The organism is Amycolatopsis sp. NBRC 101858, assembly GCF_030269325.1.
Lineage (GTDB): Bacteria > Actinomycetota > Actinomycetes > Mycobacteriales > Pseudonocardiaceae > Amycolatopsis > Amycolatopsis ponsaeliensis.
Genome location: NZ_BSTD01000004.1, coordinates 593218 through 607986 on the forward strand (window position 1 = coordinate 593218; position 14769 = coordinate 607986).

At 72.3% G+C, this 14769-nt stretch carries 15 protein-coding genes and 1 pseudogene; 8 read left to right on the forward strand and 8 right to left on the reverse strand.

All coding sequences use genetic code 11. The features are described 5' to 3' along the window. The first annotated feature begins 12 nt into the window (after positions 1–12). Positions 13–519 carry a flavodoxin domain-containing protein gene (locus QSK39_RS31510; RefSeq protein ID WP_285481483.1) on the forward strand — a complete coding sequence of 169 codons (507 nt, stop codon included), beginning with the start codon at positions 13–15 and terminating at the stop codon, positions 517–519. A 79-nt stretch (positions 520–598) separates the two neighbouring features. Beyond that, on the forward strand, positions 599–1894 hold the full coding sequence (locus QSK39_RS31515) for an MFS transporter (RefSeq protein WP_285481484.1): 1296 nt from the start codon (positions 599–601) through the stop codon (positions 1892–1894). Position 1895: 1 nt separating this feature from the next. On the opposite strand, the gene QSK39_RS53325 is transcribed toward QSK39_RS31515, so the two are convergent. The 5 genes and pseudogenes from QSK39_RS53325 to QSK39_RS31540 all read right to left on the reverse strand — a co-directional run bounded on the left by QSK39_RS53325 (position 1896) and on the right by QSK39_RS31540 (position 4849). Then, positions 1896–2012, reverse strand: a complete 117-nt coding sequence (locus QSK39_RS53325; RefSeq protein WP_285481485.1) for a phosphotransferase-like protein — start codon at positions 2010–2012, stop codon at positions 1896–1898. Next, positions 1962–2418: pseudogene (locus QSK39_RS31525) on the reverse strand (chloramphenicol phosphotransferase CPT family protein); the annotation flags it as partial. The pseudogene QSK39_RS31525 and the gene QSK39_RS53325, both read right to left, overlap by 51 nt. A 4-nt stretch (positions 2419–2422) precedes the next feature. Beyond that, the gene (locus QSK39_RS31530) at positions 2423–2938 is read right to left on the reverse strand and encodes an STAS domain-containing protein (RefSeq protein ID WP_285481486.1); all 516 of its coding nucleotides are present in this window, start codon (positions 2936–2938) and stop codon (positions 2423–2425) included. A 43-nt stretch (positions 2939–2981) separates the two neighbouring features. Continuing rightward, positions 2982–3641: a response regulator transcription factor gene (locus QSK39_RS31535; protein WP_285481487.1), complete on the reverse strand. Its 660-nt coding sequence runs from the start codon at positions 3639–3641 to the stop codon at positions 2982–2984. Further along, entirely contained in the window at positions 3638–4849 is a 1212-nt protein-coding gene (locus QSK39_RS31540; RefSeq protein ID WP_285481488.1) for a sensor histidine kinase, read from the reverse strand. Before QSK39_RS31540 ends, QSK39_RS31535 begins: the two co-directional genes overlap by 4 nt. A gap of 159 nt (positions 4850–5008) precedes the next feature. Here QSK39_RS31540 and QSK39_RS31545 point away from each other — a divergent pair, with 159 nt between their 5' ends. After that, a complete protein-coding gene (locus QSK39_RS31545) occupies positions 5009–5611 on the forward strand; it encodes an MmpS family transport accessory protein (protein ID WP_285481489.1) in 603 nt (200 codons plus the stop codon). A 69-nt stretch (positions 5612–5680) separates the two neighbouring features. On the opposite strand, the gene QSK39_RS31550 is transcribed toward QSK39_RS31545, so the two are convergent. Then, positions 5681–7165, reverse strand: a complete 1485-nt coding sequence (locus tag QSK39_RS31550) for a sialidase family protein (RefSeq protein ID WP_285481490.1) — start codon at positions 7163–7165, stop codon at positions 5681–5683. Positions 7166–7281: 116 nt separating this feature from the next. Continuing rightward, complete coding sequence (locus QSK39_RS31555; RefSeq protein WP_285481491.1) at positions 7282–8250, reverse strand: YeiH family protein; 969 nt, start codon at positions 8248–8250, stop codon at positions 7282–7284. A 70-nt stretch (positions 8251–8320) separates the two neighbouring features. Between QSK39_RS31555 and QSK39_RS31560 the strand changes: the two genes are divergently transcribed. From QSK39_RS31560 to QSK39_RS31570, 3 genes are all read left to right on the forward strand, one after another. Next, on the forward strand, positions 8321–9223 hold the full coding sequence (locus QSK39_RS31560) for a LysR family transcriptional regulator (protein WP_285481492.1): 903 nt from the start codon (positions 8321–8323) through the stop codon (positions 9221–9223). A gap of 91 nt (positions 9224–9314) precedes the next feature. Then, positions 9315–10382: a PadR family transcriptional regulator gene (locus QSK39_RS31565; RefSeq protein WP_285481493.1), complete on the forward strand. Its 1068-nt coding sequence runs from the start codon at positions 9315–9317 to the stop codon at positions 10380–10382. A 218-nt stretch (positions 10383–10600) separates the two neighbouring features. Further along, positions 10601–11632, forward strand: coding sequence for a class I SAM-dependent methyltransferase (locus QSK39_RS31570; RefSeq protein WP_285481494.1), 1032 nt, complete (start codon positions 10601–10603; stop codon positions 11630–11632). 1 nt (position 11633) lies between these two features. On the opposite strand, the gene QSK39_RS31575 is transcribed toward QSK39_RS31570, so the two are convergent. Next, positions 11634–12956, reverse strand: coding sequence for a M14 family zinc carboxypeptidase (locus tag QSK39_RS31575; RefSeq protein WP_285481495.1), 1323 nt, complete (start codon positions 12954–12956; stop codon positions 11634–11636). A gap of 203 nt (positions 12957–13159) precedes the next feature. Here QSK39_RS31575 and folP point away from each other — a divergent pair, with 203 nt between their 5' ends. Then, complete coding sequence (gene folP / locus QSK39_RS31580) at positions 13160–14023, forward strand: dihydropteroate synthase (protein ID WP_285481937.1); 864 nt, start codon at positions 13160–13162, stop codon at positions 14021–14023. Continuing rightward, positions 14020–14760, forward strand: a complete 741-nt coding sequence (locus QSK39_RS31585) for a dihydrofolate reductase family protein (RefSeq protein WP_285481938.1) — start codon at positions 14020–14022, stop codon at positions 14758–14760. Before folP ends, QSK39_RS31585 begins: the two co-directional genes overlap by 4 nt. Positions 14761–14769 lie beyond the last annotated feature (9 nt).

The window sequence follows — 14769 nt, forward strand, 5'->3', positions numbered from 1 at the left end:
ACAATGGGACGCATGACCGCAGTCCTCGTCGCCTACGCCGGGCGCCACGGCGGAACCCGGCAGATCGCCGAGGTCATCGCCGCGGAGCTCGGCGAAGCCGGCCTGAGCGTGGACGTGCGCGACGCCGCCGACGTCGCGCACGTCGGCCACTACGCCGCGGTCATCGTCGGCAGCGCCCTGTACTACCACCGGTGGCGGCCCGAGGCCGTCCGGTTGCTGGAACGCAACGCTCAGGCGCTCGCCGAGCGTCCGGTGTGGCTGTTCCACAGCGGACCGTGCGGCCCGGGCGCGGCCGGTCAGCAGGTCAGCCTGCCGGCGAACGTGGCGCTGCTCGCCGCGCGCATCGACGCGGAGCGCACCGCCACCTTCGGCGGCCGGCTCGACCCGGCGTGCGTGCGCGGCCTGATCCCGCGGCTGATGGCGTCGGGGCAGCGCGCGGGCGACTTCCGCGACTGGGACCGGATCAAGGCGTGGGCCCGCGACGTCGGCCGCCGCGTCCGCACGCGCGTCCCGCTCTGAAACCCTTGCCCACGCGGGGCGGTGAGTGCTAGACCAGCCCTGAGGTCTTCCGGTGGAGAACCGACGGGACGGGGCAAACGTGACGGATCGGCAGGCGGAACCCGAAGCAGGCAAGAAAGCGCTTACATCCGACCAGCGCAACGCGTTCCTCGCGGCGCTGCTCGGCTGGAGCATGGACTCCTTCGACTACTTCCTCGTCGTGTTCGTCCTGGCGGACATCGCGAAGGACAAGTCGTTCGGCGCGACGGCGACGCAGCTGGCGTTCATCACCACGGCGACCCTGGTGATGCGCCCGGTCGGCGCCCTGCTGTTCGGCCTGTGGGCCGACAGGGTCGGCCGGCGGATCCCGCTGATCGCCGACGTCCTGCTGTACTCGGTGGCCGGCCTGCTGTGCGCGTTCGCCCCGAACTTCACCGTGCTGCTGATCCTGCGGTTCGTCTACGGCGTCGGCATGGGCGGCGAATGGGGCCTGGGCGCGGCGCTGGCGATGGAGAAGATCCCGGTCGCGCGACGCGGGTTCTTCTCCGGCCTGCTGCAGGTCGGCTATTCGATCGGGTACCTGCTCGCCGCGCTCGCGTACCTGCTGTTCCACTCGGCTCTGGAACTCGAGTGGCGCTGGATCTTCGTGCTCAGCATCTTCCCGGCGCTGATCACGCTGCTGATCCGCGCGCGGGTGCGCGAGTCCGAGGTCTGGGAGGCCACGCGGGAGAAGCTGAAGGTGACGCGGACGTCGGTCAAGGACGTCCTGCTCAACCCGAAGGTGATCCGCCGGTTCGGCTACCTGATCCTGCTGATGACGGCGTTCAACTGGATGAGCCACGGCACCCAGGACGTCTACCCGAGCTTCCTCAAGGCCCACGACAACGGCGGGGCCGGCCTCAGTGCGACGGCGAGCACGTGGATCGCGGTGCTGTACAACGCCGGCGCGATCATCGGCGGCCTGACGTTCGGCACGCTGTCGGAACGCCTGGGCAGGCGCCGGACCATCGTGACGGCCGCGGTGCTGGGCCTGCCGGTGATCCCGATCTTCGCGTTCGACCACGGCGCCGGAATGCTGGCGCTGGGCTCGTTCCTGATGCAGATCATGGTGCAGGGCGCGTGGGGCGTGATCCCGGCGCACCTCACGGAGATGTCGCCGGACGCGATCCGCGGCTTCTACCCGGGCGTGACCTACCAGCTCGGCAACCTGCTGGCGGCGCTGAACCTGCCGATCCAGCAAGCGATCGCGGAGTCCCACGGGTACACCTCCGCTCTCTTGTGGACGGTCGTGCCCGGCCTGATCGCGGTCGCCGTGCTCACCGCGATCGGCAAGGAGGCCAAGGGGATCCGGTTCGGCGAGTCGGCGGTGGCGACGGCGCCGGCCGGCTCGAAGTAGCTCACCGGACGCGGGCGGCGACGACCTCCGCGCACGTCATCGGCTCGTCGTGCGTCGTGTCGACTTCGAGGTCGTACCGCACGCCCCGGTGCACGAGGTCCGCCTGGCGCGCGGCCATCCCGATGATCCGGTCGCCGCGGGGCGCGTTCGCGCGCCTCGGCGACCGTGGCGTCGCACCGGACGCCGACCCAGAGCACGTCGAGACCGTCGAACGCGGTGAGCCACCGCCCCTGGGACGCGGCGGCGCCGAGGAAGACCTCGTCGACGACGAGCCGCGCGCCGGCGCGGACCATGGCCGCGAGCCCGGCGATCCACGCCGCTTCGAGGGTCCGGAACGCCTCGCCGACAGTCACTTCGCCGTCGGTGCCGAAGTCGATGCCCGCCCCGGCCCCGGGCATCGCGTCGACCAGGGTGTCGGTGCCGAACGTGAGCCACGCGCCGGGCAGGACCGCCTGCAGCGCGCGGGCGAGCGTGGTCTTCCCGGAACTGGAGCCGCCGTTGAGGATGATCACTTCGGCCGGCACGGAGTCAGCGTAGTGCTTTCATCCGTTCCACGAGCCCGAGCCACTCGATCGCCTCGGCCGTCGTGGCGTGCAGCTGCAGCGCCTGGTCCATCCCCAGCGCGTCGATCGCCCGGCGCACCACCCGCACGCACCCGGCGATCGCGAACGGGACGCCCGCGGCACGCGCTTCCCCGGTCGCTTCGAGGAGCAGTGCCAGGCCTCGTGCCGAACAGTGAGCCGCGCCGGTCAGGTCCAGGACCAGGGCCCGCGGTCCCAGGCCGACCTCGTCGGCAAGCCGGGATCGCAACCGCCTGCTCCCGGTGAGGTCGAGCTCGCCGCGGACGGCCAGGACGCTGACCTCGGCGGTCGTCGTGACCACCAGCGCCATCTCGGGCTCTTCGTGGAGGCTTGCGTAGTGGCGGGCCAGCAGCGCGTCGATGTCCAGGCCGGGCGGGTACGGTGCGGCGTCGATTTCGCGGGCCCATGCGTGCAGCGCCGCCCGCACCTCGCGGTGCCGTGCGTCGTCTTCGGGCCAGACCATACTGGTTACATCGCTCGCGGGGCCCCGGGCGCAACAGTGCGGTTCAGGGTGTGACGAGTTCCGCTTCGTAGGCGAAGATCGTCAACTGGACCCGGTTGCTCACGTCGAGCTTCGCGAAACTGCGGGTGATGTGCGTCTTCACCGTCGCCTCGCTCAGGAACAGCTCCGCCGCGATGTCCGCGTTCGGCTTGCCCTGGGCGACGGCCGTGACGATCTCGCGTTCGCGGTTGCTGAGCAGCTCCAGCTTCGCCTGGGCCCGCGTCCGCCGCGGGTTGGCCCGCGCCGCCACGAACTGGCCGATCAGCTGCTTCGTCGTGCGCGGCGACAGCATCGCGTCGCCGTTGGCCACCACCCGGACGGCCTCGATGATCTCCTGCGGCGAGCCTTCCTTGAGCAGGAACCCGCTCGCGCCGGCGGCGAGCGCCTCGAAGACGTACTCGTCGAGGTCGAACGTCGTCAGGATCAGCACCTTCGGCGCCCGCGGCTGGGCGAGCACCGCCGCCGTCGCGGCGAGCCCGTTCATCCGACGCATCCGGATGTCCATGATCACGACGTCCGGAGCGTGCCGGGCGACCTGCTGGACGGCTTCGTCGCCGTCACCGGCCTGCGCCACCACTTCGAGGTCGGGGGTGCTGCCGAGGATCATGGACAGCCCGGTGCGGACCAGCGGGTCGTCGTCGACGAGCAGTACGCGCACGCTCACCCGGCCAGCCTAGGGCGCGGCCACCACCCACGGGAGCGAGGCCCGCAGCACGAACGTCCGCTCGTCGGCCGGGCCGCCGCGAGAGTGCCGCCGAGCAGCGAGATCCGCTCGTTGACGCCCGTGAGCCCGGTGCCGGAACCGGGCGAGGGGACCGGCTGCGGCGGCAGCGCGTTGACGACCTCGATCAGCAGCCCGGCACCCGGGGCGCCGCGCACCGACACCTCCGCGGGCGCTCCCGGCGCGTGCCGCAGGACGTTGGTGAGCGCCTCCTGGAGGATCCGGTAGGCGGCCGTGCCGAGCGGGGGCGGTGCCGTGGCCGCCTGGTCGAGCAGGACGGTGAGGTTGACGGCGAGCCCGGCCTGCCGGGCGCCGGTGACCAGGCCGGGGATGTCGGCCAGCGTCGGCTGGGGTGGCTCCGCGGGCCCGCCGGACGGCCGGTCGGCGAACCCCGGGCCGCGCAGCACGCCGATCACCTGGCGCAGGTCGTCGAGCGACTGCCGGGCGGTGGTCCGCACGGTCTTGGCCGCCTCCGTCGCGTCCGGGGTGGTGCCGCTGGTGACCTCCAGCGCGCCCGCCTGCAGCGAGAGCAGCGACAACCGGTGCCCCAGGACGTCGTGCATCTCGCGAGCGATCCGCGCCTGCTCCTCCCGGCGCGCCACCTGGTCGCGCAGGGCCGCCTGCTCCACGCTCCGCCGCCGTGCCTCGGCCCGGCTGTGCCGGACGATCCCCACGGTCAGTGGGATCGCGGTGTACACGGCCGCGGTGAGGATGACGCCGGTCAGCATCGCACCGGTCGTTTCCGTCGAGATCCAGGCTTCGGAGAGGGACAGCTGCGCGTCCCGGCCGACGTCGCGCCACACCGCCAGCCCGGTCGCGGCGAACACGAGCGTCGCCGCGCTCCAGCGCCACCAGCCGGTGAAGTACGTCGTGAGCGCGGCGAGGGCGATCAGCGCGGCCAGCGAATCCGCGCGCAGCAGGAGCGGGGGCACGATCGCGATCCCGGTGACGACCAGGGGCCACTGGTGCCGCCAGACGAGCAGGATCGCCGCGCCGACCCCGAGGAACCAGCCCAGGAGCGCCCCCACGGTCGGGTCGAGGTCGTCGCTGCCGGCCACGCTGATCTCCAGCGCGAGGTTCCCGATCCCGCTCACCAGGCTCGCGGCGACCGCGAGCACGGTGCACACCACGCCCAGCACGGACCGTCCCATGGGGAAAGAGTACGGGCGGCGGCCTCAGCCGTTGCGCCGGTTCGCGGGGACGGCGGTGACGACTTTCGTCGTACGGGGTCGAGGCCCGCGGACGACGCGCGGACGGCCGCGGCGCTGGTTTCCTGCTCGCCGTCAAGCAAAGGCGAAAGGAAATCCCCGATGACCGACTACACCCCGATCCAGCAGTACCCGGCTCCGCAGGCCGCGCCGCCGCGCAACGGCCTCGGCACGGCGGGTTTCGTGCTCGGCCTGGTCGGGCTGGTGTTCTCGCCGATCCCGTTCGTCGGCGTGGTCGCCTGGCCACTGGTGGTGCTGGGGTTGATCCTCTCCGCGGTCGGCGTCGCCCGGGTGCGTGCCGGGAAGGCCACGAACAAAGGGCTTTCGATCGCCGGCGTCTTCGTGTCGATCCTCGGCCTGGTGGTGAGCATCCTGTGGGTGGTGGTGATCGGCAAGGCCATCAGCGACGTCAACGACCAGGCCACCCAGCACCACACCATCACCTACTCGGTGACCGGGGACTCGAAGACCGCCGACGTCGACTACAGCACCTTCGACCGGGCGGGTTCGGTCGAGAGCGAGACCGGCGCGGCGGTGCCGTGGACGAAGACCGTCGAAGCCACCGGCTTGTTCGTCGGCGCGTTCACCGTGACCACCGGCGAAGACGGCGGCTCGGTGACCTGCAAGGTCGTCGTGGACGGCAAAGAGGTCAAGACGGCCACCGCGACCGGGGAGTTCGCGGTGGCCAGTTGCACGGGCTTCTGACGGCCACGCCGCCGGAGGGGGAGGGAGGTGGGTGGGACCCGGCCAGGGGGCGGGTCCCACCCACGGGGGTCAGCCGCAGTGCTCGAACTCGCTGTCGAAGGACGCGCCGCCGGTGGCGCCGCCCCACTTCACGCACTTGTCCGCCGCGCCCGCCTTGACCGGGCCGGCGAACCAGGAGAACGAGCCGGAGTCGGTCTGCCGCGCCGAGCCCTTGACCTCCAGGTAGGCCGAGGTCGCCGTGGCCGTCCCGGCGGCCGCGCTCTTCATCGTCGCGACGCAGTTCTGGCCGTTGGCCGCGTTGTAGGACAGGTAGACCGTGCCGGCCGTGCCGAGCGGCTTCGAGTCGATCACGCTGTAGCCGCCACCGCAGGCGGGGGCGCCGAGCGCGGTGTCGGTGATCGTGGCGTAGCGGATCGTGTCGTTGGCGTGGAACTCCGGTCCCGCCTCGAACAGCACACCGGCCGAGGACTGGGACAGCTGCACCATGTCGGAGTACGCGGCGTCCTGGCCCCACACGAGCAGGCTGCCCGCGGTGCCCGTCCAGTTGGCGCCCTCGTCGAACGACGAGTGCACCCGCAGCTCCTTGCGACGGTCGCAAGTGGACGGTGCGGCGAACAGGATCCGGTTGTACTTGCCGCCGGCGTCGGTGGCGCTCATCCGGGCCGTCGACCCCTCCACGGTCGGGGCGACGAGGTCGGTGGCGAAGGCGAACTTCGAGCTGAAGGTCGCGCCGCCGTCCGAGCTGATCGCGAAGGCCCGGTTGTGCGTGCCGTCCAGCAGGCACTTGTCGCCGTCGTTCGCCTGGTTGCGCGCGGCGGCGTAGATCCGGCCGTCGTTGAGCTCGGTGACGCTGATCTCCTGCGGGTTCATCGTGCTCGCGGCCGGCTTGTCGGTGGCACCGAGGTGCCAGGTGGTGCCGTTGTCGTCGCTGTAGACCAGCGCGCCGATGTTCGAGTAGCTCATGCCGGCGACCAGCCGGCCCTGGTGGGCGCCGCGGGTCAGCACGATCCCGTGCGACGGCCCGGTGGCCAGCCAGCTCGGCGCGGACGCGAAGCCCAGCTCCGTGGTCAGCACCTTCGGCGCGCCCCACGTCTTCCCGTTGTCCTCGCTGATCGACACGCGTGGGACCCGGCCGCAGCCGGGGTTGGTGTAGCACTGCATGGTCGACAGCAGCACGACCCGGTTGCTGCCCGGGATGACGATCGGCGCCGGGTTCCCCTTCGTGTCGCCGTTCGCCTTGATGACCGTCTGCAGCGCGCTCCAGGTCTTGCCGCCGTCGGTGGAGCGCTTCATGACGAGGTCGATGGCGCCGAGGTCGTTGCAGACGGTGGCGCCGCCGTTGCGGCCCTCGGCGAACGCGAGCAGCGCGCCGTCGTTGGCCTTGACGACGGTGGGGATGCGGTAGCAGTCGTGGCCCTCGGTGTTCTTGCTGAACACCAGCGTGCTGGCGACATCGGCGTGCGCGGTGGCGGTGCCGACGACGGCCGGGACGGCGAAGGCGGCGCACCCCAGCAGCCCGGCCAGCAGGCCTCTGGCGATCCGGGTGATCTTCACGGGTTCTCCTACGGATTCGTTCTACGTCCTACGTCTCGGCGGTAGCGTCGACGCGGCCCGTACAAGACCCGTACAACCCGGCGTATAACGACGTACACCTTGCCGGGAGGGAAATGTCAGGTGAACGCGGCCAGCGCGCCGAACCCGGTCGCCAGCACGAGAAGCGTGGACAGGAGACCCAGCAGCAGCGCCCGGCCGCCGCCGCGCAGCAGCGGTCCGAGCCGGACGGCGCAGCCGAGGCCGAACAGCGCGCCGGCGAGCAGGAGCGTCGACGCGGTCTTCGCGACGTCGAGCGCGAACGCCGGGACGAGCCCGGTGCTGCGGACCGCGACCATCGCGAGGAAGCCGAGGACGAACAGCGGCACGAGCGGCGCGTGCCCGCCGCGGCGGGTGCGTTCGGTGGCGCCGACGATCGCGACCACCGGCGCCAGCAGGACGACCCGGCTCAGCTTGACCACGATCGCGACCGCGACCGCGGCGGCGCCCGCCGGCCCGGCCGCCGCGACGACCTGCGCGACCTCGTGCACCGAGATCCCGGCCCAGGTGCCGGTCCTGGTCGCGTCCAGGCCGAGGGCGTGGGCCAGCAGGGGGAGCACACCGAGGGCGAGGCTGCCGTAGCAGGTGACGAGCGCGACGGCCGTCGCGACGTCTTCGTCGTCGCGCTCGACCACGCCCTCCATGGCAGCGATCGCCGAGGCGCCGCAGATGGAGAAGCCGGTGGCGACCAGCAGGGCGAGGCCACGCGGCACCCCGGTGAGCTTGCCGAGGCCGAGCGTGCCGAGGAAGGTGACGGCGACCGTCAGCACCACCGCGGCGAGCGTGCCGGGGCCGAGGGCGAGGACGGTCGGGATGGCGAGCTGCAGGCCGAGCAGGACGACACCGGCGCGCAGCAGGCGTTTCGTGATCCGGGCGACGGCTTTCCGGTGTTCTTCGGTGAGCAGTGGGGTGCTTCCGATGGCGATGCCCAGCACGACGGCGACGGTCAGCGCGCCCGCCACCGGCCACACCGAGCTCAGCGCGTACGCCGCGGCGACGCCGACCCCGGTGATCGCGAGGCCGGAGGTTTTCGCTGCCGTCAGTGCCATGCGTCCAGCGTCGCTCCTGCCGGGACGTTCGGGTAGCCGCCGGTTCGCGAGGAGGTCATAGACTGGGGCTATGACCGGACCGGATCTGGACTCACTGCGCCTGCTGGTGCTCGTCGACGACCTCGGCAGCATCGGCCAGGCGGCCGGGGCACTCGGCATCGCCCAGCCGTCGGCGAGCAAGCGCTTGTCCACTTTGGAGAGACAAGTGGGACTGTCCCTCGTGGACCGGACCCGGCGCGGCTCGGCGCTGACCCCGGACGGCCGGGTGATCGCGGGCTGGGCGCACCGCGTGCTGGCCGAAGTGGACGGACTGCGCACGGGCGCGGAGGCGCTGCGGACCCAGCGCGGCGCGAAACTGCGGGTCGCGGCGAGCATGACGCTGGCCGAGCACTTCGTGCCCGCGTGGATCGGCGAGGTGAAGCGGACCGGGCCGGACACCTACGTCGGGCTCGAGGTGGTGAACTCCGAGCACGTGGCCGACCTGGTCAAGGGCGGCCGGGTGGACCTCGGGTTCGTCGAGTCGCCGGGGCCGTGGCCGGGCCTGTCCACCCGGCGGGTCGCGACGGACCGGCTCGTCGTGGTGGTCCCGGCCGGGCACCCGTGGGCCCGCCGCCGTCGTCCGCTGACGGCGGCCGAGCTGGCGGCGACGCCGCTGGTGGTGCGGGAGCCGGGGTCGGGGACGCGCGAGACGGTCGAGGCGGCGTTGCGCCGGGCCGGGGCGTCGGTGGTGAAACCGTTGCTGGAGCTGGGATCGGCGTCGGCGGTGCGCAACGCGGTGATCGCCGGCGCGGGGCCGGCGGTGATCAGCGAGCTGGACGTGGTGCGCGAGGTGGCGGGCCGCCGGCTGGTCCCGGTCGCGGTGGCCGGCATCGAGCTCGGCCGGGTGCTGCGGGCGGTGTGGCCGGCGGGGCGCCGGTTGTCGGGCCCGGCGGCGGAGCTGCTGACGCTGGCGGTCAAGTCCGGGACGGCTTGAGGCTTCCTCGGTTCGCTGCCGCGGGTTGCCGTCGATCGGACGGCGATATATCGTCATAGTGTCGGCGATACGACGAGTGGAGGAGACGGTCATGGAGATGAGCGCGGGAGCGGGACGCATGTTCGGCGGTTTCGGGTTCGGTGCCCACCACGTCCACGGTGGTTTCGGGCAGCCGGGGCTCGGTCGTCCGGGCCGGGGGGAGGGGCTTGGCCATCCCGACCACGGGGAAGACTCGGGTGGTCACGGCGGTCCGGGGGACGGTCTGCCGGGGCACTCCGGGCACGGGGACGGCCTGGGTGGTCACGGTGGTCCGGGCCACCCGGGGTACTCCGGCTACGGGGAGGGCCCGGGTGGTGGTCACGGCGGTCCGGGGCACCCCGGGCCACTCGGACACGGCGGCTTCGGGCACCCTGGCCACGGTTTTCCGGGCGGCTTCGGCGGCCACTCGAGCCACGAGCCAGGCGATCACCCCGGCCACGAGGACTGGGACGCCGGGCCCGAGCTGGCGCGTGGCGGGTTCCCGCCCCACCCGCCGCACCCACCTCAGCCGCCCGGTGCGCCGGGCGGGCCCGGTTTTCCCGGCTTCCCCGGTGGCCCGGGCTTCCCCGGTGGCCCCGGTTCCTTCGGCGGGCCGGGTGGCTGGGGCGGCGGGGCCGGGCCGTTCCAGCGCGTGCGGGAGTTCCGCGGGCGGGCGCAGGCGCGGCCGGTGCGGCCGGCCGTGCTGGCGCTGCTCGCCGAAGAGCCCATGCACGGCTACCAGCTGATGCAGGAGATCCGGCGCCGCACGAACGAGCGGTGGCGGCCCAGCCCCGGCTCGGTCTACCCGATCCTGCAGCAGCTCGAGGACGAAGGCCTGGTCCGCACGGCCGAGACGGGCGGCCGCCGCGTTGCCGAGCTCACCGACGCGGGTCGGGAGCACGTCGCCGGGCGGGAGGCCGAGTTCGCCGCCCTCTGGGACGACGGCACCCCTGAGGACGAGCCGGGCGCCGACCGTTTCGCGGCGCTTTGGCACGCGCTCGGCGAGCTGTCCGGCGCCGCAGCCCAGGTCGGCTACAGCGGTACCGAAGCCCAGGTGGCCGAGGTGAAGAAGATCCTCGCCGACGCCCGCCGCAGGGTCTACGCGGTGCTCGCGGACGCCGGCCTGGAAGACGAGGACTGACCCACGCCGGCGCCGCGAGTGAGCCATTCGCGGCGCCGGCGCGGGGCGACAGCCACCCGCGGCGCGGAATGCCGCCCCACCCCCGACGCCCGGCCAGGCCCCGCGCCGGCATCGCCCGCCCGGCCCCGGCATGGCCCGCCTCGCCCGCCGCCTCGCGTCGGCTGCCGGCGAGACCGTCCACTTCGGACGGTCCGCCCCACGGGGTAAGCTCGGGCCGCATGGAGGAAAAGGACTTTGCGGCGCACCTCACCGCGACCATGACCGGCAGTGCGCTCACCATGCTCATCGGCGTCGGCCATCGCACCGGGCTCTTCGAAGCCGCGGCCGAGGGGCCCGCCACCAGCAGTGAACTCGCCGACCGGGCCGGGCTGCGTGAACGGTATGTCCGGGAATGGCTCGGGGCCATGGTCACCGGGGGCATCTTCACCCTCGATGCGGGCGCTTACACCCTCCCGCCCGAGCACGCGAAGTTCCTGCTCGGCGAGACGTCCGCGAACCTCATGCCGTCGCTGCTGACGCTCAGCGCCTTCACCGGCATCCTGCCCGACCTCGAACGCAGCTTCGCCGAAGGCGGCGGCGTCCCGCGGTCGGCGTACGGGCCCTACCTCGAAACCCTCGGCGCCAAAACCGGCGACAGCTGGAAGCACGTCTACCGCGAACACCTCGTCGACGGCTTCTTCGGCGCGGTCCCGGGGCTGAAACAAAGACTGACCGCCGGCGCGCGTGTGCTCGACCTCGGCTGTGGCACCGGGAACGCCGTCGCCGTCGCCGCCCGGGCTTTCCCCGCCTCGACGTTCACCGGGCTCGACATCAACGCGAACGTCGTCGAGCAGGCGCGGGAGACTGCCAAGGGGCTGCCGAACGCCGAGTTCGCCGTCGGGGATGCCGCCGAGCTGGCCGGGGAGTTCGACGTCATCACCGCCTTCGACGCCGTCCACGACCAGGACCGGCCGGACGTCGTCCTGCGCCGGATCCGGGGCGCGCTGCCCGATGACGGCCTGTTCTTCATGGTGGACACGAACTTCTCCAGCGACGTGGCGAAGAACGTGGGCAACCCGCTGGCCGCGCTCTGCTACTCGATCAGCCTCATGTACTGCACGACGACGTCGCTGGCCGAGGGCGGCGCCGCGCTCGGTGCGATGTGGGGCACCGAAACCGCCCGGGAAATGCTCGCGGACGCGGGGTTCCGGCACGTCGACGTGCTCGACTCCCCGCGTCCGCAGAACTGCATCTACGCCTGCCGGCCGTGACTCACTGCTGGTACGGTGCCGCCGCGGCCTTGGCGGCGGTGATGAACGCGCCCTTGTTCTTCGGCCAGAACGTGCTGTCGACGCAGGTGTAGCGGGGCAGGAAACCGCCGCATGTGCCGCTCGAACCGCCGACCTCGAACGTCACGCTGGCGACGCCGAGCTCACCGTAGGTGAAGTCGTCGGTGGTGCCGCTCGTGTCGTAGCCGACCGTTTCTTCGTTGGTGCCGACGAGGTAGCCGTTCGACGCCGCGTACTTCGCGCCGAGCTTGCGGTACTGCGCGTCGTTCGGCGAGGTGGCCTGGGTGAAGCCCCACGGGATGATGATGTCGTTGCCGTAGCTGTGCAACGTGATCATCGTGCCCTTGGCCGTCGCCGGCGCCGGGTCGTTGTTCCCGGTGCCGCGCTGGTCCGGGAAGATCGCGCGGGCCAGCTTCTCCAGCGCCTGCGTCTCGGGCTCGGACCCGGCGCTCACGCCTTGGTAGGTCTCCGAGCACGCCGAATTGGAGTCGCCGCCCCACTTGAACGTCGAGTTGCGGTTGAGGTCGATGCCGATGTTCGTGCCGGTGCAGCTGCCGCGGCTGTTGTCCGCGTTCTTGCGCTGCAGCTTCGGCGAGTTGCCGCCCGAGGCGACGATGTCGACGCCGTCCGGGTTCGAGATCGGCACCACCCACACCTCGGTGGTGTCCAAAATGGACTTCGCGGTGGCGTCGGTGGCGTAGCCGTCGGCGAGGTAGTCGATCCAGCGCCAGGCCAGCTCGCCGGTCGAGAGCTCGCGCGCGTGGATCTGGGCCATGATGAAGAACTTCGGCTTCGGTGACGACGTCGAGAGCGTGCAGTCGCCGGTCTGCTTCTTGGTGAGGCAGATGGCCTGGATGTCGTGGCCGCCCTGGCCCTTGGTCTTCTTCCACGACTGGCCGATCGTGTACTTCGTGGCCAGGTCGGGGTGCGCGGCGGCGACCGCGGTGAGGTGGTTCTCGTGCGCGGTGACGGTGCGGTACCCGCCGTAGAAGGTGTCCGCGGCCAGGGAGTTCGCCTGCGCCGGGAGTTCCTTGTAGACGGTGTCGTGGAAGGTGGGCCGATAGCCCAGCCCCTGCAACCGCGCGGCGACGGCTTGGCCGCCGACGACGTACACGGCTCCGGCGTCCCCTTCCTCGACGTCGAACCCGGCGTTTTCGAGGGCGTGCGCCTGGGCGGCGGTCGCCGGGACGCGCCAGAACACGGGGGTGTCGGCGGCGGGCTGCGCGGCCGCGGTGCCGCCGAGCAGCGCGGACAGCACGACCCCGGTCGCCGCCATGGCGAGCCGGGACAGGGACCTTGACGCCATCGGGGGATCTCCTCACGGCCGCACGGATGGGTTCCCGGCCCGGGGCTCTCGGTCACCGGACCGGCACGCACAGTGTGTCGGTCCGGGACAAACCCGCCATACCCCCGAAAGTCGCGAAACCGGTCGCACCCCGCCCCACGGCGCCGCGCTCACTATGCTCGGAGTGGTCAGATCCGCTCTTCGACCGGGGGTGCCGCTTGCCGATCCACGAACTCGTCTTCCGGGGCAAACGCCTCACCAGCGATCACGCGCTGGTGATGGCGATCGTCAACCGCACCCCGGACTCGTTCTACGACAACGGGGTGACGTACCTGGAGGAGCGCGCGCAGGCGGCCATCGGCCAGGCGATCGAGGACGGCGCGGCGGTGATCGACATCGGCGGCGTGCCGGCCAGCCCGGGGCCCGAGGTCACGGTCGCGGAGGAGATCGCCCGCGTGGTGCCGACCGTGGCGTGGGCCCACGAGCACTTCCCGGACGTCGTGATCAGCGTCGACACCTACCGCGCCGAGGTCGCCGACGCGGTGTGCCGGGCCGGCGCGGACCTGATCAACGACAACTGGGCGGCCTACGAGCCGGAGATCCTCGACGTCGCCGCGGAGCACGGCGCCGGGTACATCTGCGCGCACGTCGACGGCCTCGACCCGCGCACCGACCCGGTGAAACCGCAGTACGACGACGTCGTCGCCGCGGTCGTCAAGGACACCGCCGAGCTCGCCGAACGGGCGGTCGCCAAAGGCGTGCCCCGCGAGGGCGTGATGATCGACCCCTGCATCGACTTCTCGAAGAACACCTACCAGTCCCTGGAGATCCTGCGGAACGTCGACAAGCTGGTCGCCACCGGCTGGCCGGTGCTGATGGCGCTGTCCAACAAGGGCGTGGTCGGCGAGACGCTCGACGTCGGCATGGACGACCGGGTCACCGGCACCCTCGCGGCCACCGCGCACGCGGCCGCGCAGGGCGCCGCGATGTTCCGGGCGCACCAGGTCCGCGAGACGCGGCACGTGACCGAGATGATCGCGAGCATCGTGGGCACCCGCCCGCCCAAGAACGCGGTGCGGTGGCTGTGATCCGGCAGATCTGGCCGCCGGAGCAGACCCGCGAGATCGGGCCGGACGACCTCGAAGCCCTCTACCGCTTCCCCGACGTCGCGAAGTGGCTGGTCGTCAACTTCGTGTCGAGCACCGACGGCGCGATCACCGTGGGCGGGCGGTCCCAGCCGCTGTCCACCGCGCCCGACCGGGTCGTCTTCAAGCTGGGCAGCGACCTGGCCGACGTCGTCCTGCTCGGGGCGGGGACCGCGGTGATCGAGGAGTTCGACGGCGTCCACCCGGATCCGGAGACCGCGGACCGCCGCCGCAGGCACGGACTCCGGCCGATCCCGCCGATCGCCGTCGTGACGACCGGCAGCAGCCTGCCGCCGGACGCGCCGGTGCTCACCCGGGCCGCGGTGCCGACGATCGTCCTCACCTGCGAGCGAGCCCCGGTCGACCTGCGTGACGCCTGGGCGGCCGCGGGAGCCGACGTGGTCGTCGCGGGCGAGGACGCGGTGGCGCTCGACGTCGCCGTGGCCGCCCTCACCGAGCGCGGCCACCGGCGGATCGACTGCGAAGGCGGGCCGAGGCTGTTCGCGTCGCTGGCCGAGGCGGGCCTGGTCGACGAGTTCCGGCTGACCGTCGCGCCCTACCTGGTGGCCGGGACGGCGGACCGCGCCGCGGTGGGCGGCGCGTTCGACCCGCTCGAGCTGGAGCTGGCCACCGTCCTGACCGACGGCGCGAGCCTGCTGACCCGCTACCTGGTGCCGTGACGAGCCGGG